We start from the raw sequence: 23,586 nt of genomic DNA on the forward strand, positions 1-23,586 counted from the left end.
CTACCATAAAAAGTACTCAGCTTTATAGGCTAAAAAAGTGCTTTTATGGCAATAAGTACAAGGATACATCCACCCAAAAGTTGTGCTTTGTTTTCTAAAAGTGAGCCAAACTTTTTTCCAATATAAACAGCTAAATAGCTACAGACAAAAGTGGTTAAACTAATAAGTGTAATAGCTGCAAAGATATTAACACTTAGTGTACTAAAACCCACACCTACAGCTAAAGCGTCGATGCTTGTTGCAATAGCCTGAGTAAAAAGTAACTGATAAGTAAGTGGGGTATTATTTTCTTTGCACTTTTCTTCAGTGCAAAAAGCATCCTTCAACATTTTTATACCAATTGCTCCTAGGATGAGAAAAACAATAAAGCGTGAATAGCGTGTGATGTATTGGGCAAAAAATTCACCTGTAAAATAACCAATAAGTGGCATTAATCCTTGAAAAAAGCCAAAGAATAGTGGCATTGCAAGACGCTTTTTAAGAGTTAGGTTTTTAAAAACCATACTATTGGATAGACAAACACCTACTGCATCCATACTTAAGCCTATGCCTATTAAAATAATTTCTAAACTATTCATTTTTTAATCTCCTTTAATGGTAAATATTTTAACAACTTTAGGAAAAGTCTTATGAGAAAAAGTTACTTATACTATTTCCAGTTTGGCAAAAATAAAACAAGACTCATGCATAGCTTTTAATAGGCTATACATGAGTCTTGTTCATTAAGGCAAACCAGGCCAACGGCCATTATGTTGACTTGCCACGTCTACAAAAGTATCCGCAAACTACTCCCTCATGAAGTATTATTAAAGAAGTATACTATAAATCTTACTAAAATACAACTATAAGCTGAGCTATAAAAAAGGAAAATAGCTAAATGGTAAGAAAAATTTAAAAATATAAAGACATGCAATGAATAGTGAACAATATATGGTATAATTTTAAAACAGACTTGCTATTTAAGAAATGGTACTCTAAAATAAGTGAAAACATAGTAAATTATAAGGAGGAAATAGGGATGACTATTATAGAAGCTGCAAAAAAAGCAAGAGAAGCAGCTATTTGTTTAGCTGCTGTAGGGAGTGATGAAAAAAACAAGGCTCTTATGGCTATTGCAAAGGCACTAGAAGAAAATAAAGAAGCTATAGAAAAAGCAAATGCCATAGATAGAGTGAACAGTGAGAAAGAACAAGTAGCCTTACCTCTTCTAAAACGTCTTAAATTTGATGATGCAAAGAGAAAGGATGTAATCGCAGGGATAGAAAGTCTTTGTAATTTAGAAGATCCTGTAGGCAAGGTACAACTTCGAACAGAGCTAGATACAGAGCTTATTTTAACGCGTGTAGCTTGTCCTATTGGTGTAGTAGGGATTATTTTTGAGTCACGTCCAGATGCCCTAGTCCAGATTTCAACTCTTTGTCTAAAAAGTGGAAATGGAGTTTTATTAAAAGGAGGGAGTGAGGCTAAGGAAACGAATCGTATTCTTTTTGAAATTATTAAAGAAGCTTCTCTTAAAGCAGGTATGCCAGAGGGGTGGATTGCTTTAATGGAAAGTAGAGAAGATGTAAGTGCTATCTTAAAATTAGATAAGTATATAGATCTTTTAGTGCCTAGAGGCTCTAATGACTTTGTAAGTTATATTATGAAAAATACCAATATCCCTGTAATCGGTCATGCAGATGGGATTTGCCACACCTATGTGGATAAAGAGGCGGATTTAGATATGGCAGTAAAGGTAGTTGTGGATTCTAAAACACAATATGTAGTGGTATGCAATGCTCTAGAAACTTTACTTGTTCACAAAGAAATTGCTCCTTTTTTCTTACCTCAATTAAAACAAGCAATGGATGAAAAAAAGGTAAAGCTTAAAGGCTGTGCACGAACACGTGAAATAATCGAAGTGGAAGAGGCAACAGAAGAAGATTGGCAGACAGAATATCTGGATTACATGCTTTCTATTAAAGTGGTGGAAAGTATAAAGGAAGCTATTGACCATATTAATACTTATGGTTCAGGTCATACAGATTGTATTATAACAACCAATGAGGATACTGCACAAACTTTTATGATGCTTGTAGATTCTGGTAATGTATTTCATAATGTATCGACACGTTTTAGTGATGGTTTTCGTTATGGTTTTGGAGCAGAAGTAGGTGTAAGTACTTCTAAAATTCATGCCAGAGGGCCGGTAGGGTTAGAAGGACTTTTAATTTATAAGTACAAATTAGTAGGTAAAGGGCATATTGTAGAAGATTATGCCAGTGGTGATAAGCATTTTACACATAAAAAATTATGAGTTGGTGGCTATAATAGGATATTTAGATGGGAACACTTAGTTAGTTGAGTTAAGGAGAAATGGCAAGAGGTTAGAAATCAACTGATAGAGCTACTTGCAAATCGCCAAGGCTATATTACAGAAGAAAAAACAGAACATATTTGAGAGATTAAAAAGCTTATGGCGTGAGAAAGTAGGTTGGGAGGTTTTAAAGATGACAGATAGTTATGATATGCTAGAACAAATGACCGATGAGGAACTCATTACAGCCCATCGCCTAGGAAATAAAGAAGCTATCGAAGTACTAGTTAAGCGTTATAAGCGCTTTGTACGTCATAAAATAAAGGCTAATTTTTTCATAGGGGCAGACAAGGAAGATTTAATTCAAGAGGGAATGATAGGGCTTTATAAAGCAATTTGTGACTACAATATGCACAAAGAAGCTAGTTTTAAATCTTTTGCAAGTATCTGTATTAGTCGCCAAATTAGTACAGCTTTTAAATCAGTATCGAGACAAAAACATATTCCTCTTAATTCCAGCATTTCACTTAATATTCCTATAAGTAATAGAAATAGTGATGAAGATGAAGAAAATATCACCTTAATGGATGTCATTAAAATGAACGGTGCTTTTACACCAGAGGATGAACTCATTGACCAAGAGAATGTAGAAATCTTAAATGAAAATATTAAAAAGAAACTAAGTAGTTTAGAATGGCAAGTATTAGAGCTTCATACACAGGGGAAAAATTATCATGAGATTGCCAAGGAGTTAGATAAGTCTGTTAAATCAATTGATAATGCCCTACAACGTATTAAGAAAAAATTAGATATTATTTGTTATCCACATTAAAAAAACCGGTAGAGCCTTTAAAGGCCACCGGTTTTTGTACTTAACTTGTTATTAATAGCAACGTGGAAGTACATCTTCGATGTTATCGATACGACTTAAGTTGAAGTAAACAACGCGGTTTGTACAGTAGTTGATAGCTTTAATAAAACAATCGCCGATACCAACTATAACAACACACATTTTACAACCACCAGAATGAATGATAGCGCGTTGATTAGTTAATTGTCTAGCAGCTTCTTTTAAGCTATCTTGACAGTAAAGATCATTACAATTGTAGCAAGGGCTAGAAATCCCGCCTTCACCTACAGGACCACAGCTAGGATTGCATTTTCTTTCTTCTGTATTGCAAAGACAATTATTAGGACGAGTATAAAAATTTCCACAGCTTTTTCCACAACAACTCATATTAAATCCTCCTTAAAAAATGTTGGTTACTGTTTATTGACAGGCTATGATTAGCAAGGTAATACTTCTTCAATATAATCGATACGATCAAAGTTAAAGTATCTGATATTACCACTTCCCATTTCAATTGCTCGGATGTAGCATGGGCAAACTTGGGTAATGATAACACAGTAGCAACAACGACCTGTATGAACAACAGCTTTTTGATTAACAAGACAACCTAAATCATTTTGATATGCCATAAAAATACCTCCTAGATTATTAATACGCTTAAAAACATATAGAGAAGCGGAATTTTTACCGCATTATTTTTCTCTCACTATAAAGTATGAAACTTTTGGAATTTATGTTACAAATAAGTCGAAAAAATAGAGTCTTACTTATTTTCCAAAGAACATTTTGCATTTAGGAGACAGATAGGGTATAATCACATATATAAAAAATCAGAATAATTGAGATTATGCTAGCTAAGACTATACAAAGGGGAGATTTTAGACGATGTTTTATACAAGCACAAGAAGTTTTATAGATAATATGACAGCAACAAAAGCTATTTTACAAGGTATTTCTGAGGAAGGTGGTTTATTTGTACCTACTAGACTACCTCAAATAGATTTTTCCTTAGAAGAATTATTGAACTGGGATTATAAAGAGCTTGCCTATCGTGTCATTCGTTTATTTTTTGATGATATGAAAGAAGAAGATCTTAAATACTGTATTGAAAATGCTTATGACAGCAAATTTGATACAGACAAAATTGCACCACTTGCATGTGCTAAAAGTGCGAATTTCTTAGAGCTTTTTCATGGACCAACCATTGCATTTAAGGATATGGCACTTTCTATCTTGCCTTACTTTATGCTTACTAGCAAAAAGTACAATAAAGAAGAAAAGGATATTGTTATTTTAACAGCTACCTCAGGTGATACTGGTAAAGCTGCTCTTGAGGGCTTTGCAAATGTAGCTGGTACCAAAATTATTGTTTTCTTTCCACAAGATGGTGTAAGCGATGTGCAAAAAAGACAAATGCTAACACAAGAAGGAGATAATACCCTTGTTGTAGGTGTAAAAGGTAATTTTGATGATTGTCAAACAGGTGTAAAAGAAATCTTTGGAGATAATGATTTTGCAACAGAATTAAATAAAAAAAATTATGCTTTTTCTTCTGCAAACTCGATTAACATCGGACGCCTTGTACCACAAGTAGCTTATTATTTCTCGGCTTATGCGCAGCTTGTTAAAGCAGGCAAATTAGAATGTGGTAAGCCTATGAATGTCACTGTTCCAACAGGAAACTTTGGTAACATTTTAGCGGCTTATTATGCAAAAAATATGGGACTTCCAATAAATAAATTTCTTTGCGCATCTAATACCAATAAAGTCCTTTTTGATTTCCTTCAGACAGGAACATATGATAGAAATAGAGAATTTTTCTTAACAGCCTCACCTTCTATGGATATTCTTATTTCTAGTAACCTTGAAAGACTCCTTTATCATATTAGTGGTGAAAACACAGAGTTAATTAAAGAAATGATGGCAGATCTTAAAGAAAAAGGTCTATATACCATTACTGATGGAATGAAGGAAAAGTTAAGTGATTTCTATGGTGGCTATGCAGATGATGAAATAACTAAGGCAACTATTAAAAAAGTATATGATGAAGAAGGCTATTTAATGGATACACATACAGCTGTAGCTTATGCTACTTATGACAAATATGTAAAGGAAACGGGAGATCAAACACCTAATGTGATTGTTTCTACAGCTAGTCCTTATAAATTTACAGGAAGTGTTATGACAGCCATTGATGCTCAATACGAAGGGAAAGATGACTTTACTTTATTAGAGGAAATGCATCATCTTATTAAAGGGGATATGCCAAAAGCAATGGATCAAATTGCGACAAGACCTATTAAGCATGATACAATCTGTGAAGTAAGTGAGATGAAGCATATTGTTAGCCAATTTTTGGTATAATATAAGCAACTCCTTAAGGTATATAAAACTGTGGTAAAATGTGTAAAAAATAAGGAGTGGTCAAAATGCAGGAAGTAAGGTATAATAGTTATGCTAAAGGGGCAAGTATGACCTTAGTAGGGGATTAAACCTTGCTACCTGATATAAAATGTAGAGAGATAAACTCACTGATTATACTCTATCTAAAGATAGAAGTAATGGCAGAGTAAATAGTGAGCATCATGTGCTGTACTAGAGTCAAATAGTAAGTACATACTTCAAGTAAAAAAGGAGAAAATACCAATGACATTATATGAAGAATGGAACAACTACGGAGAAGATTCTAAAGAAAAATCAGTGGAAGAATACAAGAAAGTAGTAGAAGACTATCTTGCTAGAGAAAGAGATGTTTACGACTATCTTCTTTCACATAGGGATGAAGTGGTAGAAGGTACTATTTCAGAACTGGGTAAACGTTTTAATATGAACGATGTAGAATTCCTAGGTTTTGTGGATGGTATTAATTCAAGTCTTGTAGCTGGAGAATACAATTTAGAAGACTTTAATGGTGAATCAGTTGTTAAATTAGAATATGATTTAGCTAAGTTATATTGGAACATGTTAGATGCTAAGGCAGAGTGGCTTTATGGACTTCCACAGTGGCAAACTCTTTTAACCGATGAAGAAAGAGCAACTATTAAAAGAGACTATAACAAAACAAAAACAGTAGTAAAAGAGAAAAAAGTAGGACGTAATGAGCCTTGCCCATGTGGTAGCGGAAAAAAATACAAACAATGTTGTGGAAAATAGCTGCTCGTTATGAGCAGTTATTTTTTAAATAAAAGAAAGGAAGTGCATAAAAGGTGGATATTAAATGGTCATACTATTTAATAGGACTTATTTACATATTAGTAATCGTTTTAAAAATGATTAATAATAGTAAGTCCAAAACATTTAAAGAGCAGTACCCTAAAGCTATTAAGATTTTAATTTTAAAAAGAGATTTTTTTACAACCGTAAGCCTTTGCTGCACCGTAGGAACATTATTTATTAATGGAGCAGCCTTATGGGGAAATAAGCCATTTAATACATCCAGTCTTTTGATTACGTTTTTGGTACTAGGCTTTACGTATTTTAATAGCGTATCAACTCTTTTTATTGACGAGGAAGCTCATAAGGCTTTTTTAATAGGTTATGAATTATGTCCAGAAGAGATTGAAAGTCATAAAGTAAAAGTGAAAAAGAATATGAATTTTTATGAAATGAATTTTACTAAAGAAATTGATAGTTATAATTATATTAAATTTATTTCATTTGGACAAAATAAAAATAAAATTGAATTTTTGTGGGATGTAAAAAAATAAAAAATATTAAATAATAAAGATAATAAATAAGTAAAGACTCTAGGCAATTAATTGTCTGGGGTTTTTAATTATTGTATAAATTCTACAAAAAAATGAATATATAAGGAGGTATTTTCATGATTATGACAAAATATACAAAATATTAACAAATTTCAATAAGACTATTTGTGACAGTATACTAATTATGTAGGAGGATATTGATAAATATGCCCTAACTATATATAGAACTTATGTGCACCATAAATATATTAAAATAGTAAATACAAGAGATAGCACTTTATTTTTTATATTAAAGTGATAGAATAGAAGGAGAAATTTAGTTTACGATAATTCATAAACTAGTCTAGAAATAAGAAAGGGAATAGTTATGGAGGATATCATTAAAGAAATTATTAAGATTGATACTGTTGCAGTAGATACTAAAAAGAAAAGTGAAATGAGTTTAAGGGAAAAACAGCTTCAGTATGAAAATGAAATGAAGACGTATAAAGAAAGTGTAATGGATGCAGCAGAAAAAAAGGCAGAGGAGCAGTATAATCAAATTGTCGAGATTGGTAAAAAGGAATATGATCTTGAAGAAGAAAAAGCCAAAGAGGCCTCACTACTTGTTGCAAACAAGTATTTAAAAGTAGAAGCTAGACTACTAGATCAAGTTTTTAATGAACTTTTTAAAGTGGAGGGATAGTATGAATCCTTTTGCACCTTATCGAGCGATTAACACGAAGATTTATGCACGAAGGAAGACTCTCCTTTCACAAAAAGAATGGGAGAAGTTAGCTGAATCACGTTCAGTCACTCAAATAATTGAATTTCTAAAGAAAAGACCAGGATATAAAGAAGTTGTAAATAGTTATAAGGCGGAAGAGTTACATCGTACAGATTTAGAAGTCATTCTGGATCGTTATGTCGTAAAAGAAATAGAAAGGATGCTTCATTATTTTTCAGGAAGTTATAAAGAGTTTTTTAAAACACTTTTAATGGAGTATGAGATAAGTGATTTATTGCTCCTTTCAAGAAGTATTTCAGGGTATGAGGAGATACAAGATATAAATCGCTTCTTTATTCATTCAGAGCACTATGCACTAGCAAATTTTAATCATCTGGTAGGATGTAAGAATTTGACACAGTTCATTGAAGCTTTAAGGGGGACACCTTACTACGAGGTTTTAAAAACTCTTAACCAAGAAGACACATTAAAACAAAAATTTCATATGGAAATGAAATTGTATATTCTCTTTTATAAACAAATAATGGAAAAAGCAGCTAAACTAACGCCAACTGATCAAAAGATAGTAAGTAAATTGGTAGGAACTAAAGCAGATTTGATTAATATTCAGTGGATCTATCGGGCTATTAAGTATTATGATATTTCACCAGAAGAAATACTCATCTACTCTTTACCTGTAGGGAATAGAACTACTTATAAAAAACTCAAAGCACTTACGTATACGAAAAGCTTACAAGAGTTAAGAGGTTTAGCTACCAAGTATTTAGCATATCCTGTATTTGAAGAAGAAAAAGATGCTTTTTTGACAAAAAGAATGGACAAATATATTTATGAATATGCTTTAAAGATGGAAGATAACAGAGAAAATATATCTACATCTTTAACATATCTCTATATTCTTAATATAGAGAAGGAGGACTTAATTGCTCTTACAGAAGGCATAAGGTATACCTTGCCAGAAAATGAACTAAAGGAGTATTTAGTTCATACAATTTAACGAGCGGAGGAAGTTATAGATGGCTATTGAGAAAATGATTTTGCTTAATCTAGTCGGAGCTTTAGATGAAGAGCATGCGATATTACAACAATTAGTACTTTGTGAAAATATACATCTCAATTTAGAGCACGGCGATTTATCAGAAAATAGTTATCTTGTTCATGAGTATGAAGCAATGGTGCCGAGTGGCAAAATATATAAGACAGAGGATTATGCACAGCTTGCTAGTCATTATAGTGAACTTGAGAACAGTGTAGTAGAAATGAGTAAGGGGCTTGATATTGCACTAAAGATCATAAAAGAAGATATAGGGGCTTATTCTTTAAAAAATGCTGAAGAAGATTTAAAAGAATTATTAGAGGCTATAAAACCAAACATCCAAACGATGAATGAAAAAAGAAAGCAAATGAAAGAGTTAGAGCTTTTTAAAGAAAGAATAAGCCATATTCATGAAAAAGGAATCGATTTTGGACAACTAGAGGATATGACCTACTTCGAGTATGAAATAGGGATGCTTTCTAGGGATAATAGAAATCATATCAAAAAAAATTATGAGAATATTAGTGCACTCCTTTTTCAAATAGGAGATGTAGAGGCATCAAGCGAAGATATTTATATTGTATTATACTTAAGTCAATTTAAAGAAGAAACTACAAAACTTCTTAAATCTTTAAACTGGAATAAAATTAACCTCCCAGATGGGATAAAAGGTAATACAAGTCAACTCATAATAGCAGCGACAGAACGCATTCAGTGTCTGCAAAAAGAAATGAGTGATTTAGAAGGAACTATCTTTAAAAACAAAGAAGAGATTATTCTTCGTTTAAATAGAATATATTCTCGCATTAAGTTAGAAGAGAAAATCCTTCAATTAAAGGAACAAATCATCCACGGAAACAATGTTTTTGTGCTTAATGCTTGGATCAAAAAAAAGGATAAAAAGAAAGTCGAGGAAAAGATTGCAAATGTAACAGATAAATATGTCATATTGTGTAAAACAGCAGAAGAGGTTGGCAAAAAGAGTGAACCGCCCACATTACTAAATAACAACTGGTTCTTTAAGCCATTTGAAATGATTGTTAAGCTCTATGGATTACCTTCCTATATAGAAATTGATCCTACACCATTTTTAGCAATTACTTTTTGTTTAATGTTTGGTATCATGTTTGGTGATATCGGGCAAGGTTTGGTTTATTTCTTAGCAGGAGTCATACTTTATAAAAAGAATGAAACTGCAGGTGGTGTACTTACAAGACTTGGTGGAAGTTCTATCTTGTTTGGATTTGTTTATGGTAGTATTTTTGGGCTAGAAGAAGTGCCGTTTATCAAAGATATTGCACTTGTGCATGGAGGACCTCTTAACACAACTAATATTATGCCTATATTAGCTGTAGGTGTTGCCTTTGGTGTAGTTGTTCTTACAGTAGCTTATGGCTTTGGTATTGTAAACTGCTTAAGGAAGAGAGATTTAGAAGATGGTATATTTGGAAAAAACGGAATGGTTGGTTACTTCTTTTTTATAGGGCTTATTTTTACAGGTTTAACGCTTATTCGAGTTGTACCTATTTCTGTTTTAGTACCAATTAGTGTCATGATTGTGTCTCTTATTATGATGATTTTCAAAGAACCTCTAAGTAATTTGATAGAAGGTAAGAGACCTCTTATACATGGAGATCGATCTTCATATTATGTAGAAAGTAGCTTTGAAGGTATTGAAACCATTTTATCTGCATTAAGTAATGCTATTTCATTCATTCGTGTAGGTGCATTTGCACTGAACCATGCAGGGCTTTTTTTAGCCTTTTCAGTAATGGCAGGCATGATGAATAATATAGTATTAAAGGTATTGATTTTAGTACTTGGTAATGTGCTAATCCTTACACTAGAGGGTTTAGTTGTATTTATTCAAGGCTTAAGGTTACAATATTATGAAATGTTTAGTAAGTATTTCAGTGGGGATGGTATTGCCTACTCACCAATTAAATTAGAAGATTAAAAGACGTTTAAATGAAGAAGGGTGGAAAATTTAATATGAAATCTATAATTTTTTTAGCTTTAATAATTGCAAGTACAACCATTTTATATGGTATTAAAATGATGAAATCTAGTAAAAAAGGTAATTTAAAGGTTGCAATGATGACTTCATTATCATTATTTAGTTTAGCGGTACTTTCTTTTATGGGCTTAGGGATTGTAAATCCCCTTATGGCAGCAACAGAAGTAACAACAGCAGCAGCTGCAACTAGTATTTCTTTAGGAGAAGGTTTTAAATATGTAGCCGCAGCCCTTAGTACAGGTCTTGCTACAATCGGAACAGGTATGGCAGTAGGTTCAGTAGGTTCATCAGCTATTGGTGCAGTTTCAGAAGACCCAACAATTCTTGGTAAAACCCTTATTTTTGTAGGTATGGCTGAAGGTATTGCCATTTATGGGATGATTATTTCTATCTTAATCTTATTCGTTTAATTTATTATTTATAGAAAAGAGAAAGAATATGAAATCATTTTTAATAAGTGATAACCGAGATACATTAGTTGGCATGAGGCTAGCTGGCATACAAGGTGTGATTGTACATCATAAAGAAGAAGTTTTAGATATGATGAAGGTAGCTATGATTGATCCTGAGATTGGTATTATTATTCTTACCGAAAAAATAGTAGATCTTGCCCCAGAAGAAATAATGGAATACAAACTGAAAAATAGAAAACCGCTTATTATTGAAATACCAGATAGACACGGTACCCATAGAGGAACAGATGTTATTACCAATTACATTCGTGAATCTATAGGTATTCGTATATGAGGTGAAAGCATATGGTAACAATTGAACAAAAATTAACACTTTTTTCTAAGCTTTTACAACAGGATATAAAAGAAGAGTTGGATAGTAAAGTATTACAACTTGAAAATGAGTATAAGAAGAAAATTGAAAATAATAAAATAAAGGCTGATAGACAAGCAGAAGAAATTGTTGCTCAAGCCATTAAAAGAGCAGAGGCTAAAAAGATAGAGTTAATTAGTAAAGGTAAGATGGCAACTAAAAGAGAAAGTATGCTTGCCAAGGAGAAATATATCCATACCTTTATGGAACATTTAACAGAAAAAATTATTAACTTTACGCAAACAGAAGCTTATTGTATGTATATAGACCAATGTCTTATGCAGTGTGAGAGCTTAAAAAATTATGAAAATGCTTTAATCATTTATATGACTTTAGAAGACTTAGAGAAGTATCAAAACTATATTGCTAAGAAGCTAGAAGAGATTGGTTTGAACAAGGGAATGTTAAAATTTAAACAATCAGAAACTGCTATTTTGGGAGGTTTTGTTATTGACGATCCTAAGCTCAATATGCGCATGGATTTAAGCATAAGAGGTACACTAGAAGAGGCTAAAAATCACATTATGGAAGTCATCTTCAAAGAGATAGGAGAGGTTGGTGGGACAATTGAATAAAGAGCTAGGTATTGTTGAACTTATAAATGGTCCCGTTGTTAAAGGAAGCAATATGGCTTCCTTTAAGGTAAATGAGATGGTAACAGTAGGTGAAATGCAACTTATTGGTGAAGTGGTTTCACTTGAAGGAGATGTGGCTACTGTTCAAGTTTACGAAGAGACAGAAGGGCTTAGAGCAGGAGAAAAGATTTACTCTACTGGTAGTCCCCTTTCTCTTAACTTAGGACCGGGTATGTTAGGAAATATGTTTGATGGAATTCAAAGACCTCTGAAAAAAATTGAAGAAATTTCTAAGATTTTTATTCCAGAAGGAATAGGGCTTCTTTCTATTGATGAAGATAAAGAGTGGGAAACGACTATTGGTGTTCAGGTAGGAGATGTATTAACTCAAGGTGAGATTTATGCAACGGTTCAAGAAACTCAAAGTATTCTTCACAAGGTAATGGTACCTCCAGGCATAGAGGGAGAAGTTATTCGTGTGGTACCAAATGGTAGCTATAAGGTTAAAGATACTATTGTGGTATTAAAGACACCAGCAGGTCAAGAAGTAACTTTAACACTGATGCAAAAATGGCCTGTACGTCGACCAAGGCCTATTGCCAAACGTATACCTATTTACAAACCACTTATTACAGGACAACGTGTTATTGATACCTTTTTTCCAGTAGCAAAAGGAGGAACGGTAGGACTTCCTGGAGGCTTCGGAACAGGAAAAACAGTCACACAGCATCAGTTAGCTAAGTGGAGTGATGCAGATATTATTGTTTATATTGGTTGTGGAGAGCGTGGTAATGAAATGACTAACGTACTAGAGGAGTTCCCAGCTCTTATTGACCCACGCACCAATAGGCCACTTATGGAGCGAACAATCCTTATTGCAAATACTTCTAATATGCCAGTAGCAGCTAGAGAAGCAAGTATCTATACAGGTATTACGATGGCAGAGTATTTTAGAGATATGGGATATGATGTAGCTATTATGGCAGATTCAACATCTAGATGGGCAGAGGCTTTGCGTGAGATTTCAGGTCGCTTAGAAGAAATGCCAGCTGAAGAAGGCTATCCAGCTTATCTTCCATCTAGGCTTGCTCAGTTCTATGAGAGAGCCGGCTGCGTAAAGACGCTTAATGAGGAAGAAGCTTCAGTAACTATTATTGGGGCTGTTTCTCCTCCAGGTGGTGACTTCTCAGAGCCTGTTACAGAAAATACAAAGCGGTTTGTAAGTGCTTTTTTAGCACTTGACAAAAAACTTGCTTATGCAAGACATTATCCAGCCATCAACTATCTTACAAGCTATAGTGCTTACGTTACAATGTTAAGTGATTGGTACAAACAAAATGTGGCACTGGATATGATGGATTTAAGAGGTAAGATGGTAAGGCTTTTACAAGAAGAAGAAAAGCTAAATGAGATTGTACAATTAGTAGGAGAGGACGTACTGCCAAATGATCAAGCTCTTGTTCTAGAAACAGCACGTATTATTAAAAAAGCTTTTTTACAACAAAATGCACTTCATAAGGAAGATACTTACGTCAGTTTAGAAAAACAACATAAGATGCTTCAGGTAATTGATGCACTTTATGAGAATGCACTTACTTGTGTAAAAATCGGTATTCCACTTTCTACTATCCGAAAGGAAAATGTTTTTGAAGAAGTCATTAAGATGAAATATGATGTACCTAATGACCACATTGAGCTCTTAGATGATTTAATAGAGAAAATTGTTCACACCTATGAAGAATTAAGGCAAAAATATCAATAAAGCTAGGGAAAGGAAATAATATGAGAAAAGAATACTTAAAACTAGAAAAAGTAGAAGGACCCCTCATTGTCCTTTCCAATATCGAAAATGTAGCCTATGACGAAATGGTTCATATAAAGCTCGACAATGGGGAATTAAGACGAGGTAAAGTCATTAAAATTGATGGTAAAAATGTAGTTGTACAAGTATTTGAAGGAACAGCAGGGATTTCTACTCATAATGCTTCTGTTAAATTTACAGGAGAACCTCTTAAATTACCACTTACAAAAGATGTACTTGGCAGAACCTTTAATGGAATTGGTGAGCCTATAGATGGTGCTTACCAAATTATTTCTCAAAACAAATACAATGTAAATGGACGCCCTATTAATCCAGTAGCGCGTAAATACCCACGTAATTTTATTCAAACAGGTATTTCAAGTATTGATGCGCTCATGACTTTAATTCGTGGTCAAAAGTTACCTATTTTCTCTGGAAATGGTATTGCTCATAATGAGTTAGCTGTACAAATCGTTAAGCAAGCTAAGATTGAAGGGGCTAATAGTGATAACTTTGCGGTTGTATTTGGGGCTATGGGGGTGCGTCATGATGATGCGAGTTACTTTATGCAAAGCTTTGAGGCGGCTGGAGTACTAGACCATGTGGTTATGTATCTTAACTTAGCAGATGACCCTATTACAGAAAGAATTTCTACGCCTCGTTGTGCCTTAACAGCAGCTGAATATTTAGCTTTTGAACATGATATGCATGTATTAGTTATCTTAACCGATATGACCAGCTACAGTGAGGCTTTACGTGAGATGTCTTCAACACGTGGAGAAGTACCTTCTCGTAAAGGTTACCCAGGTTATCTTTATAGTGACCTTTCCACTATTTATGAGCGTGCAGGAATGATTGAAGGCAAGGAAGGTTCTATTACACTTATTCCTATCTTAACAATGCCTAATGATGATATTACTCACCCTATTCCAGATTTAACAGGGTTTATTACAGAAGGACAAATCGTTTTGAATCGGGAATTAAATCAAAAAGGTATTTATCCACCTATTTCTATCTTACCTTCGCTTTCACGATTAATGAAGGATGGTATAGGTGCAGAATATACAAGAGAAGACCATGCAGAGCTTTCTAATCAGATTTTCTCTTCTTATTCTAAGGTACAAGATGTACGTTCATTGGCTCAAATTATTGGTGAAGATGATTTAGGTGAAGTGGATAAGCTCTACCTCAAATTTGGTCGTATGTTTGAAGAAAAGTTTGTAGCACAAGGTTACTCTGAAAATCGTAGTATAACAGAGACTTTAGATTTAGGATGGAGGCTTCTCTCCGTCTTACCGAAATCTGAACTAGACCGCTTAAAACCAGAGCTTATTGAAAAGTACTATAAAGGCAAAAAGGAGTAATTGTTATGGCTGAACTTGTTGCACCAACCAAATCCAATCTCATAAAAGCCAAAGCCTCTTTAGAACTTTCTAAAAAGGGGTTTGAACTACTGGATAAAAAGCGAAATGTTTTAATCAAAGAAATGATGGAATTGGTCGAAAAGGCAAAAAATGTTCAATCCAACATTTATACTGTCATAGCAGAGGCTTATGCAGCACTTCAAAACGTAAACGTCACTATGGGGATTAAGGAAGTAGAGAGTATTACGCATAGTATTCCACTTAATGAAGAATTTTCTATTCTTCTTAAAAGCGTTATGGGAGTAGATATTCCTACCATTAGGTATAGTAAATCTGAGGTTATTCCGACTTATGGATTTCATAATACAAGTCCTGCTGTAGATGAAGCAGCCAAAAAGTTTCGTGATGTGAGATATATGATGTATGACTTAGCCGAAATTGACAACTCCATTTTTAAGCTAGCAAAAGAAATTCAAAAAACACAAAAACGTACCAATGCGCTTCAGCATATTCAAATTCCAAAATACAAGGCACAAGTAAAATATATCCAAGAAGTACTTGAGGAAAAAGAGAGAGAAGATTTCTTCCGCTTAAAGCGTATTAAAGGACGTTCAAATTAATACATTAACAGTAGGAGATTTCATATTTTGACATCTTTTTACAATCTATCAACATAAAATACCCTTGCAAAAATACCTAAAGATGATATAATAAGATTACAAATTCAACCTGGGGTGTACGACAACCTACTATTTTGAACCTACAACATAAGATCGGGAGACTGATTTCGCAGCTAATGATGTCAGGCCACAACTTAATTCCCTTTGGGCAGTGGAAGACAAAGTTATCTGGAAGGTCACCCACCTAGCAATGGCTAGGGCGTCAAAATTGTGGGACCGGCATTTTGGGATATCATTGTAACATACAAAAGCATTAGCTCACAGGAGTTAATGCTTTTTTTTATGCATTTTTTAAAAAGGAGAAAGCTCATGTTCTATCGTATTAAGCAATTTACTCTTGCATTAACAGCTAAGATCAATAAAGAAGACCAAGCTTTTATTAACCAATACTTAGACCGAGAGGAACAAAAGCTTTTTGCTCTTCTGAAAGTATATGAGCAGAAGCATGCTATAAGAGTAGCACAAGGAATGGCTACTTCTTTTGAATGTGATAAAGAAGAAATGATACGATTAGGACTCTTGCATGATATTGGTAAAATACAAGAGCCTCTATCTATTATAGAAAAAAGTATAATGGTATTACTTCATCATTTAACAAGAGGAAATATAAAAAAGCTTCAAAGCTTTAAGATGATAAGAGGTTATTATAATCATCCTCAATATGGCTATGAGCTTCTTAAGAAGAAAGGGGGGTATGCACCTTCCTTTTTAGAAAATATAAGGGATCATCATCTTGCAAAGGGAGGAAGCAAGTGTTTCAGCCTTTTGCAAGAATGGGATGATAAAGCGTAAGTAAATCTTGTTCCCTTTTAGTAGTTAACTAAAAGTGCTTGTTCTTCTAATGGCGATAGTAGCATAAATATATAAAGGAGAACCTTCCTAAAAAGGGGGAATAAGATGAGTAATAGTTACAGGAAGAAACGTTATAATGGCTATAGGCCGCATAAACCGTACAAGAAAAAACGGTCATGGAGTACGCTGTGGCTCATTGTTCTTTTATTTGGGACATGGTATATGTTATTTGGTAAGGAAATACTCGTACCCCTAACAGAAGTGGCTGTAGGATCAAATAGAGAGGAAAAGGAAAAAGTACAACAGCAAACAGAAGGAAAAGCTTATAACGTACTTTGTACACAGGCTAATGTGGCAAAAATATTAGTACATACCCTTTCAAAAAATCAAAGTATTTATTTAAATAGTGAAGACCAAGGTATTTGGTACAATAAGTATTATGAAGCCCTTGAAAAGGAATGGGGTTTTACCTATTTAAAAAAAGAAAATGCTTCAGAAGGGATGACCTATTTACAAATAGCAGAGCTTTTTAATGAAATATTAGGAGAAGGCTATGATGTAGGTGTAAGTGCTAGTGATAAGAATTTAAATCGAATGATTAACCTTAATGAATTTATTACCAGCTATACCAAAGCTTTAGAACACACGGGGAAAGGTATATTACTTCAAGAAAAAGATTTGGTACTTATTGCAACACCTGCTACTTATGAAAAGCTTAAGGCATGGCAAGTGATGACAGATCAAGGAGAGTATGGTTTTGAAGGGCTTATTTTAGATTCACTTTGTGGGCAAACGGTAAGGGTTTTGGTAAAGGATAATGAAATATTAGCTGTTACACGTATCTTAAGTGAAGAAAGCATTATCAAGGAATGTTATATTTTAAAGGTTAATCAAAAAACAGCTGATATACAAATTGGAGATGTGAAGTTAACATATCCTAATGAAGTATTGATGAATAAGGATGAGGGAACAATCGGCACGATTACCTTAAAAAAGAACACTATTACAGGCTTTGAAATCCAAAATCAAAAAGCTACCGATACATTGATTCGTGTAACAACAGATTATATTGAGCTAGAAAAAGGAGGTCGTTTTCCTTATAACTATGTTATGGTCTATGATCGAACAGTTGAGGGAGGGTTTTCATCTTTAGGTGCTTTGCCTTGTGGTGTTGAGGTAGAATATACGATGAAGGATCAAGCTATTACTAGCATGCAAGTTATAAAGAAGCCAAATAGTAGCCAAATAAGGGTACTATTAAATAGTGGTCAAGAGGGAAATTACCTCCATGAAGATATTCAGCTTACCAGTACCCAGGATTACGAGCTACATTACAATGGGAAGACACTCACCTTTCCTAAAAACAATAAATGGAATGCTAAAAATTTTAACTGGCAAGGGAATGAAACAAGAGTACAATTTATACCTACTACGGATTCTCATTTACAAGTTCTTTCAATGACTAGGAAAGAGATAAATCCTCACTATAAAGGAGCTTTAGAAATTATTAAAGAAGGCGATGGCTTTTATCTCATTAATGAGTTAGATATGGAAGATTATGTAGCAGGTGTTATCCCAAGTGAAATGCCAGCTAGTTATGGAGAAGAAGCAGCTAAGGTACAGGCTATAGCAGCTAGGACCTATGCATTGTCTGCTCAAATGGGTAGCAAATATGTAGCTTATGGGGCACAAATTGATGACACAGTCTCTTCTCAAGTATATATGCAAGTTATGCCAGATGCATCAGCTTATGAGGCAGCTAAGGCTACGAAGGGGCAAGCACTTTACTTTAATGATAAAATTATTAGTAGTAAATTTTTTGCAACCTCCTGTGGCTATACTGCTAACTTCGGAGAAGTATGGGCTAATGGTGAAACCTTCCCTACGAACACACCTGTTTATCTGGTATCGCGCCAGCAATATGTAGGGGATAAACTTATTAGTGATATGAGTAGTGAAAAGGAAGCCTATAAATTTTATACCCTTAAGCCTTCTGAAGTGAATGCTTTTGATAAGGATTCCCCTTGGTTTAGATGGCAAGTGAAGTTACAAAAAGAGGAACTAGAAGCACTTATTAATCCTGCCATCAATAAACTAACTAAAAATTATCCCTCTCTTGTAAAGATACTTAATGAAAATAAAGAATGGGTAAGTGGGGAGCTTGATACAATAGGAACCATTACTGATTTGCAAGTTAAAAAAAGAGGGCAAGGCGGCAACATGATGGAACTAGTGATTGTAGGTGAAAAAGCTATTGTTAAAGTTTCCACAGAGTACCTTATTCGTAGTTTATTTTCAACCAATGAAAAGCAGAGCCTTGATGTAACACGTGCTGATACTACAGAGGTAAAGGGAATGGCCTTATTACCCAGTGCTTTTTTTAGCTTAGATATTGCCTATGACAATAACAATAACCTCAGTAAACTTACCTTGTACGGTGGGGGCTATGGTCATGGTGTAGGAATGAGTCAAGATGGTGTAAAAGGCATGGCAAAGAAGGGATATACCTATAGGGAGATCCTCAAACATTTTTATCCACAAATAGAAATAAAGGAAATGTAGGTATATAATTATAACAATAAAATTATAAAATAGGACATCTGTTTTTGAACCCTTCAAAACAGATGTTTTTTTTATGATTTTAGAGCTACTACAAATGTGTTTTGATTAGAAGTGGTTAGTTCCCTTGTAATTTATGCTACTGATTTATTTTTCTGATGAGTCTAAATATGTAAAAAGATATATGTAAAAAGTTGAGAATATAATAGTTTTATGTTAATATTGTGTATATAAAAATTATTATTTAAAAATTTACGTTTATAAAATAAAAATTTAGTAGGAGAAGTAACAATGAATGTGAAAACTATAAAAAAGATTAGCATTGTACTTGGGGTGATGCTTAATACGGTGACGATAGCATATGCACAACCTAGTGTAGATGAGCTGGTGGCTTTATTTGAAAAGATAAATCCATATGAGGATTTTAGCAGAAGGAAGGTGGAAGATGCAGACCAATGGGGACGTAAAGTAAGGAATGTAAATCTGCCTAAAAATTATGAAATATTTCCCTATATAGTAGAAGGGGTGCCTAATTGGATTTATGAAGAGTTGTATAGGGAAGAAGGAAGTGAATTAGCAGGTACTGGAGCTTTTGCCACATGGGGGGCTATTAAGATGCCTAAGGATTTTGAACTCACTTATGTTATGCCAGGTAAGATAAGTTTTGCAAGGCCTTATGTTCAGTCAGCAGCTACAAGTAACCTGGCAAGAAATGAGTTATCTATTCCTCAATTGAAGGAAACATACGAACAATTATTAGGTCATATCATTAATGTGGATTATCGAACTTTTAATGAAAAAGAATTTGCAGATTTTATGGTGAAATATATTGACTTTTCAGGAGCTGATTATGGATGTTCGGAATACACTCTTAAATCTGCTGAGAAATTTGATGTAATTAGGGAGAAGTTTATTAGAGATAAGGTTAAGAGCTATGCAGAATATATTAAAAAATATAAGATTATTACTAGTGGTACATATGAAGTATTTCCAGAAATGTTTTGGAAAAATTGTATGGGGGAGGCGGTATTGCCATCTTACGTTTCAGTAAAAATAGTAAGTGGTGAAATTCCAAAGGGACAAGTTTTCAGTAGCTTTGGAGGAAGTGGATATTCTAAAAAAGCTCATCCAAAATATAAGCTAAATAGTGAATATAAAGGGATATTTCAAATAACTTTTAGTGATAATAATAAAGGAACTTTTGATTATTATCATTTGTCGTGGTTATGGCAATTGGATACTGATACTAATCTTTACCAAGGGGCTCGCTAAATAGCTTATTAAATCAATAACAATATGTGTATGTATATAAATGATTATAGATCCATATTTTTAATGCTTACTTAAAACCAGATTAAAAACACACTTTGCTATTTATTAAAGTAGTAAAGTGTGTTTTTTATTGCTAGCTTTAGTTTAGTTAAAACTATATAAAAAAATATAAATAATTATTTAATATATACAAAAAAATAATATTTATAACTATTATATTGACAAAATATTACACAATGCATATAATTCAAAATATAACTGGTTCAACCAGTGTACCACAAAACCAAACGGCCGATGATTGGAAGCTAAAGTATTAATACGATTAAAAGACGTGAAAGAAGGAAAAATAATGACAGACAATAAAGACCTTTTGGCAATAACACATATTGGAGAAGATCCTAAAAAGTATATGAATGCGGTTACACCACCTATTTTTATGAATTCACTTCATGTATTTGACACAGTAGATGAGTATTTTGCTGTGGATATTTTTAAAGATGAATATTATTATGGCAGAGCATCTAATCCAACAGTGACTATTTTAGAAAAAAAGCTAGCTGCATTAGAGCATGGTTCCAGAGCAGTAGTTTTTTCGGCAGGGATGGCAGCTTGTGCTGCAGCTATTTTAGCTGTTTGTAAAGCTGGAAGTCATGTCATTTGCATCCGTGAAAGTTATGGACCCGTCCAACATTTACTCGATGAGTTTTTATGCAGAAAGTATAATATTGAAGTAACTTATGTAGAAGGTAAGAGCTTAAAAGATTTTGAAGAAGCTATTAGACCAGAAACAGATATGATTATATTAGAGAGCCCAACTACACTTGTATTTTCAGTAATAGATTTAGAAGGTGTAGCTCAATTAGCTAAAAAGCATGGAATAAAAACTTATATTGATAATACTTATTGTTCACCTATTTTTCAAAAACCACTTGATATGGGTATTGATATTGTCATGCATACGATGACAAAGTATATAGGTGGACATAGTGATTTAATTGGTGGCGTACTTATTTCTAAAGACGAAGAGTTTATGCGTAACATCATGGTACAACGTGATTGGTTTGGTGGTGTAATAGGACCAATGGAGGCATGGCTTGCTATTCGTGGATTAAGAACTTTAGATGTGCGTATGCAAAGACACCATGAAACAGCTATGGAAGTGGCAAAATATTTAGAAAAGCAGCCTAAAATAAGATGTGTTCATTATACGGGTCTTCCTTCACATCCACAGTATGAATTAGCACGTAAACAACAAAAGGGTGAAAGTGGTTTACTAAGTGTAGAAGTAGAGGGAGATTTAAAAGATGTGGCTACTTTCGTAGATAGCCTTAAGCTCTTTGGAAAAGGTGCTTCTTGGGGTGGTTTTGAGAGTCTTGCCATTGCTTATACTTATAACTGGAGTGATGAAGATCTTGCTACCCATGGATGGAATAGAAATATTGTAAGACTACATTGTGGCCTTGAGGGGACACAAAATTTAATAGATGATTTAAAGCAAGCATTAGATAAAATAAATTAAAAATGAAGTAAAGTATGTCATTTGCAATATAATAAAAAATAGAGAGGTGTAGTATGGAACATAAAACAGCTAAAAAACCAAGTTTTGCTATTGCAGTAATGCCACTTATAGTCATGTTTGTTGTATTATTTTTAGGATTAGGTATTTTTAAAATTGATATCAAAATTCTTTTATTAATTTTAGCAGCACTTACAACGATTCTTTGTTTAGCATTAGGTCATTCCTGGAGAGAAATTGAGGAAGAAATTGTTGCCAAACTTGCTAAAGCCTTTCCAGCTATTATGATTCTTATTTGTGTAGGCTTAATGATTGGGGCTTGGATTGTAAGTGGAACCATTCCTTATTTGGTATACATAGGTTTAAAAATTATTAGCCCTCAATATATTATTTTAACTTCATTTCTTGTAACAGTTATATTATCTGTTAGTACGGGTACTTCATGGGGAGCTGCAGGTACTATAGGAGCTGCACTGATTAGTGTTGCAGCAGGTATGGGGGCTCCACTGCCAGCTGTAGCAGGTGCTATTGTATCAGGGGCTTATTTTGGAGACAAAATGTCACCTCTTTCAGATAGTACGAATATGTCCGCTATTGCAACAAATACAAATTTATATCAACATATTGGGCATATGTTTTACACAACAGTTCCAGGCTTTATTATTAGCTGTATTGTTTATTTAGTAGCAGGTTTTTCATTTGCAAGTAGTGGAACGGTTAGTCAAGTAGATGCTATTATTGCTTCATTAGGGGAACTATTTAATTTAACAATGCCAGTAGGTTTAATTCTTTTAGTACCTCCAGTTGTCGTTGTAATGGGTTCACTTAAAAGAAAACCTACTATCCCTGTTATGATGATTTCTTCAGCAGTTGCTATAGCTATCGCTATATTTGTACAAGGTTTTTCATTCCAAGACTGCGCAACAAGTATGGTAAATGGTTTCAAAATGGATATGTTTGCAAGTATGAATGTAGATACAACCAATATAGCAAGTGAAGTATTTCGTTTGTTAGAACGTGGTGGCATGTCATCTATGATGAATACAGCCCTTATGGCATTCTGTGCTTTTGGATTTATTGGTGCACTAACTGTATCAGGTTGTTTGGATATTATTCTTGAGAAAATTATGAAATATGTTCATGGTACAGGACAACTTATTACAGTAACAACTGCTCTTGGAGTATTAATTATCACAGTTATTGGAGAAGCTTCTGTAACCTTCTTGATGCTAGGTGGTCTTTTCCGTGAACAATATGTACAACGTGGTTTAGAAAGTAAAAACCTTTCTCGTACATTAGAAGATAGTGTTACAGTAGTAGAGCCTTTAGTACCTTGGTCTTTAGCAGGAGTATTCATGTCATCTACATTGGGTGTATCTACACTAGAGTATGCACCATGGGCTTGCTTATGTTATACGGGTGTTATCTTTGCCATTCTTTGGGGATTCACAGGCTTTGGTATAGCTAAGATTAAAGAGGGTAGTGATAATTATGAAGAATATATGGCATTAAATAGCTCAAGCAAGATAAGTGCCTAATGAAGTAGAAGCTTAATAAATACTTCAACTC

The 23,586-nt window shown here is 33.7% G+C and carries 22 protein-coding genes and 1 other RNA gene; 20 read left to right on the forward strand and 3 right to left on the reverse strand.

All coding sequences use genetic code 11. The features are described from left to right. Positions 1-29 precede the first annotated feature (29 nt). On the reverse strand, positions 30-578 hold the full coding sequence (locus tag CS063_RS00265; RefSeq protein WP_099447716.1) for a manganese efflux pump MntP: 549 nt from the start codon (positions 576-578) through the stop codon (positions 30-32). A 413-nt stretch (positions 579-991) separates the two neighbouring features. On the opposite strand from CS063_RS00265, the gene CS063_RS00270 reads away from it, so the two are divergent. Further along, on the forward strand, positions 992-2,296 hold the full coding sequence (locus CS063_RS00270; protein WP_456300485.1) for a glutamate-5-semialdehyde dehydrogenase: 1,305 nt from the start codon (positions 992-994) through the stop codon (positions 2,294-2,296). Between the two features lie 193 nt (positions 2,297-2,489). After that, positions 2,490-3,128, forward strand: a complete 639-nt coding sequence (gene sigH, locus CS063_RS00275; protein ID WP_099447718.1) for an RNA polymerase sporulation sigma factor SigH — start codon at positions 2,490-2,492, stop codon at positions 3,126-3,128. 51 nt (positions 3,129-3,179) lie between these two features. Here sigH and CS063_RS00280 read toward each other — a convergent pair whose 3' ends face one another. After that, a complete protein-coding gene (locus tag CS063_RS00280) occupies positions 3,180-3,533 on the reverse strand; it encodes a hypothetical protein (RefSeq protein WP_099447719.1) in 354 nt (117 codons plus the stop codon). A gap of 50 nt (positions 3,534-3,583) precedes the next feature. After that, positions 3,584-3,775, reverse strand: coding sequence for a hypothetical protein (locus CS063_RS00285; protein WP_099447720.1), 192 nt, complete (start codon positions 3,773-3,775; stop codon positions 3,584-3,586). A gap of 256 nt (positions 3,776-4,031) precedes the next feature. Between CS063_RS00285 and thrC the strand changes: the two genes are divergently transcribed. From thrC to nhaC, 18 genes are all read left to right on the forward strand, one after another. After that, on the forward strand, positions 4,032-5,510 hold the full coding sequence (gene thrC / locus CS063_RS00290; RefSeq protein WP_099447721.1) for a threonine synthase: 1,479 nt from the start codon (positions 4,032-4,034) through the stop codon (positions 5,508-5,510). A gap of 282 nt (positions 5,511-5,792) precedes the next feature. Beyond that, the gene (locus CS063_RS00295; RefSeq protein WP_099447722.1) at positions 5,793-6,299 is read left to right on the forward strand and encodes an SEC-C metal-binding domain-containing protein; all 507 of its coding nucleotides are present in this window, start codon (positions 5,793-5,795) and stop codon (positions 6,297-6,299) included. A 53-nt stretch (positions 6,300-6,352) separates the two neighbouring features. Further along, entirely contained in the window at positions 6,353-6,853 is a 501-nt protein-coding gene (locus tag CS063_RS00300; protein WP_099447723.1) for a hypothetical protein, read from the forward strand. Positions 6,854-7,220: 367 nt separating this feature from the next. Next, on the forward strand, positions 7,221-7,538 hold the full coding sequence (locus CS063_RS00305; RefSeq protein WP_099447724.1) for a hypothetical protein: 318 nt from the start codon (positions 7,221-7,223) through the stop codon (positions 7,536-7,538). A 1-nt stretch (position 7,539) separates the two neighbouring features. Then, positions 7,540-8,577: a V-type ATPase subunit gene (locus CS063_RS00310; protein ID WP_180270622.1), complete on the forward strand. Its 1,038-nt coding sequence runs from the start codon at positions 7,540-7,542 to the stop codon at positions 8,575-8,577. A gap of 19 nt (positions 8,578-8,596) precedes the next feature. After that, a complete protein-coding gene (locus CS063_RS00315; RefSeq protein WP_099447726.1) occupies positions 8,597-10,573 on the forward strand; it encodes a V-type ATP synthase subunit I in 1,977 nt (658 codons plus the stop codon). 35 nt (positions 10,574-10,608) lie between these two features. Beyond that, the gene (locus CS063_RS00320; protein WP_099448183.1) at positions 10,609-11,043 is read left to right on the forward strand and encodes an ATP synthase subunit C; all 435 of its coding nucleotides are present in this window, start codon (positions 10,609-10,611) and stop codon (positions 11,041-11,043) included. 28 nt (positions 11,044-11,071) lie between these two features. Beyond that, positions 11,072-11,380 carry a V-type ATP synthase subunit F gene (locus CS063_RS00325; RefSeq protein ID WP_099447727.1) on the forward strand — a complete coding sequence of 103 codons (309 nt, stop codon included), beginning with the start codon at positions 11,072-11,074 and terminating at the stop codon, positions 11,378-11,380. A gap of 11 nt (positions 11,381-11,391) precedes the next feature. Beyond that, positions 11,392-12,033: a V-type ATP synthase subunit E family protein gene (locus CS063_RS00330; RefSeq protein ID WP_099447728.1), complete on the forward strand. Its 642-nt coding sequence runs from the start codon at positions 11,392-11,394 to the stop codon at positions 12,031-12,033. Then, positions 12,026-13,795: a V-type ATP synthase subunit A gene (locus tag CS063_RS00335; protein ID WP_099448184.1), complete on the forward strand. Its 1,770-nt coding sequence runs from the start codon at positions 12,026-12,028 to the stop codon at positions 13,793-13,795. Before CS063_RS00330 ends, CS063_RS00335 begins: the two co-directional genes overlap by 8 nt. Positions 13,796-13,815: 20 nt before the next feature. Then, positions 13,816-15,198, forward strand: coding sequence for a V-type ATP synthase subunit B (locus CS063_RS00340; RefSeq protein WP_099447729.1), 1,383 nt, complete (start codon positions 13,816-13,818; stop codon positions 15,196-15,198). Between the two features lie 5 nt (positions 15,199-15,203). Further along, positions 15,204-15,818 carry a V-type ATP synthase subunit D gene (locus CS063_RS00345; protein ID WP_099447730.1) on the forward strand — a complete coding sequence of 205 codons (615 nt, stop codon included), beginning with the start codon at positions 15,204-15,206 and terminating at the stop codon, positions 15,816-15,818. Between the two features lie 103 nt (positions 15,819-15,921). Continuing rightward, positions 15,922-16,113: non-coding RNA, 6S RNA (gene ssrS / locus CS063_RS00350), on the forward strand. A 74-nt stretch (positions 16,114-16,187) separates the two neighbouring features. After that, on the forward strand, positions 16,188-16,670 hold the full coding sequence (locus CS063_RS00355; RefSeq protein ID WP_180270623.1) for an HD domain-containing protein: 483 nt from the start codon (positions 16,188-16,190) through the stop codon (positions 16,668-16,670). A 105-nt stretch (positions 16,671-16,775) separates the two neighbouring features. Then, positions 16,776-19,232, forward strand: coding sequence for a SpoIID/LytB domain-containing protein (locus tag CS063_RS00360; RefSeq protein ID WP_099447732.1), 2,457 nt, complete (start codon positions 16,776-16,778; stop codon positions 19,230-19,232). A gap of 288 nt (positions 19,233-19,520) precedes the next feature. After that, positions 19,521-20,501, forward strand: a complete 981-nt coding sequence (locus tag CS063_RS00365) for a hypothetical protein (RefSeq protein ID WP_099447733.1) — start codon at positions 19,521-19,523, stop codon at positions 20,499-20,501. Between the two features lie 349 nt (positions 20,502-20,850). Then, entirely contained in the window at positions 20,851-22,020 is a 1,170-nt protein-coding gene (locus CS063_RS00370; RefSeq protein ID WP_099447734.1) for a trans-sulfuration enzyme family protein, read from the forward strand. 53 nt (positions 22,021-22,073) lie between these two features. After that, positions 22,074-23,555: a Na+/H+ antiporter NhaC gene (gene nhaC / locus CS063_RS00375; RefSeq protein ID WP_180270624.1), complete on the forward strand. Its 1,482-nt coding sequence runs from the start codon at positions 22,074-22,076 to the stop codon at positions 23,553-23,555. The last annotated feature ends 31 nt before the right edge of the window (positions 23,556-23,586 follow it).

The sequence above is a fragment of the Sporanaerobium hydrogeniformans genome (genome assembly GCF_002735925.1).
Classification (GTDB): Bacteria; Bacillota; Clostridia; order Lachnospirales; family Cellulosilyticaceae; genus Sporanaerobium; species Sporanaerobium hydrogeniformans.

Coding starts and splice junctions, on each gene's coding strand:
- CS063_RS00320 (WP_099448183.1), top strand. CDS start 10,609: ATGAAATCTATAATTTTTTTAGCTTTAATAATTGCAAGTACAACCATT.
- CS063_RS00310 (WP_180270622.1), top strand. CDS start 7,540: ATGAATCCTTTTGCACCTTATCGAGCGATTAACACGAAGATTTATGCA.
- sigH (WP_099447718.1), top strand. CDS start 2,490: ATGACAGATAGTTATGATATGCTAGAACAAATGACCGATGAGGAACTC.
- CS063_RS00295 (WP_099447722.1), top strand. CDS start 5,793: ATGACATTATATGAAGAATGGAACAACTACGGAGAAGATTCTAAAGAA.
- CS063_RS00325 (WP_099447727.1), top strand. CDS start 11,072: ATGAAATCATTTTTAATAAGTGATAACCGAGATACATTAGTTGGCATG.
- CS063_RS00265 (WP_099447716.1), bottom strand. CDS start 578: ATGAATAGTTTAGAAATTATTTTAATAGGCATAGGCTTAAGTATGGAT.
- CS063_RS00280 (WP_099447719.1), bottom strand. CDS start 3,533: ATGAGTTGTTGTGGAAAAAGCTGTGGAAATTTTTATACTCGTCCTAAT.
- CS063_RS00285 (WP_099447720.1), bottom strand. CDS start 3,775: ATGGCATATCAAAATGATTTAGGTTGTCTTGTTAATCAAAAAGCTGTT.
- CS063_RS00360 (WP_099447732.1), top strand. CDS start 16,776: ATGAGTAATAGTTACAGGAAGAAACGTTATAATGGCTATAGGCCGCAT.
- CS063_RS00315 (WP_099447726.1), top strand. CDS start 8,597: ATGGCTATTGAGAAAATGATTTTGCTTAATCTAGTCGGAGCTTTAGAT.
- nhaC (WP_180270624.1), top strand. CDS start 22,074: ATGGAACATAAAACAGCTAAAAAACCAAGTTTTGCTATTGCAGTAATG.
- CS063_RS00330 (WP_099447728.1), top strand. CDS start 11,392: ATGGTAACAATTGAACAAAAATTAACACTTTTTTCTAAGCTTTTACAA.
- thrC (WP_099447721.1), top strand. CDS start 4,032: ATGTTTTATACAAGCACAAGAAGTTTTATAGATAATATGACAGCAACA.
- CS063_RS00365 (WP_099447733.1), top strand. CDS start 19,521: ATGAATGTGAAAACTATAAAAAAGATTAGCATTGTACTTGGGGTGATG.
- CS063_RS00340 (WP_099447729.1), top strand. CDS start 13,816: ATGAGAAAAGAATACTTAAAACTAGAAAAAGTAGAAGGACCCCTCATT.
- CS063_RS00345 (WP_099447730.1), top strand. CDS start 15,204: ATGGCTGAACTTGTTGCACCAACCAAATCCAATCTCATAAAAGCCAAA.
- CS063_RS00305 (WP_099447724.1), top strand. CDS start 7,221: ATGGAGGATATCATTAAAGAAATTATTAAGATTGATACTGTTGCAGTA.
- CS063_RS00355 (WP_180270623.1), top strand. CDS start 16,188: ATGTTCTATCGTATTAAGCAATTTACTCTTGCATTAACAGCTAAGATC.
- CS063_RS00370 (WP_099447734.1), top strand. CDS start 20,851: ATGACAGACAATAAAGACCTTTTGGCAATAACACATATTGGAGAAGAT.